This is a genomic window from Rhodopirellula sp. UBA1907 (assembly GCF_002337565.1).
Taxonomy (GTDB): Bacteria; Planctomycetota; Planctomycetia; order Pirellulales; family Pirellulaceae; genus Rhodopirellula; species Rhodopirellula europaea.
Window position 1 is genome coordinate 88415 of the sequence record NZ_DDGH01000029.1, and the last position, 1009, is coordinate 89423.

The window sequence follows — 1009 nt, forward strand, 5'->3', positions numbered from 1 at the left end:
TAACATCGTCACTTGTTGTTCACCCGTTACTAAGCACGTCGGCATGAGTAATCGGCTTTCATTGATTCTGGGCGACCCACCCAGGTCGTCTTGCCGAATGACTTCTGCCAGTCCTATACCCCTTCACGCCACATCGATGCGTCGATTCCGGCCTCCGAAAGCGTTCGGGCCAGTGATCTGTCACGACCTATTACTAGGGTAGTGGGTTAGGCCACGAGTCCTGAACTGCCGTCAAACCCAAGGACTCGTGGCCTCGTCCACTACGATCAAACCTCACTTTTAGCTTGCGACAGACCACGAGGCCTTTGGGCAGATCGGCGACTTTGACCGGCAAGTGACTGAGTCACGGTCCAGCATTGCAACTTCGGGGGCACAGGAAGATGACTGGCAATTTCCGTCACAAGGCGGAACCGGAGTGAGTGCCCGGCGGCGGAGACCGAGCGTGGCCACTCCCACCAGCCGGAACGCGATCGCGTCCGACTCCGAATCGCTGGTCATCGACAAAAAACCGTTGACAAGGCGAAGTGAGAAAGAGCAATGGATGGTGGGTGGCACCATCCGGCGATCTGCTACCCCAGTTCTCCTGGGCATGCATTTGGTCAAAAGAACTCCGTCCCGTTTGATCGGTCCTCAGTCCCGCATAAGGGTTTCGACGCAGAGTCGCGAGAGGCGGTGAGGCGCAGAGGGACCAGACGGGATATCAGGCGTTACGGCTCTCCCCTGCGTCTCTGCGACTCCCCGCCTCTGCGTCAACTTCTTTCTGAATGGAGCGAGATCCATGGAACGGTGGTCATTGTTGAAAGTATGCGTCTGATTTTGCCCCCCGCCCCCTCTTTTCTTCCTCGTCCAAAACAGGCTGCTCCCTATTCTTCTTTTGATTGGACACCCGAAACTACCTCCGTCCCCTTTTGGCCAATCGAGTGCCGGCGACATTCGTCCCGCGACGATCCCCAGCCTGACATCCAGGGGAGCGATACCGGGCGTTCTGGCTTGCGTGTTTTGAAAGTAC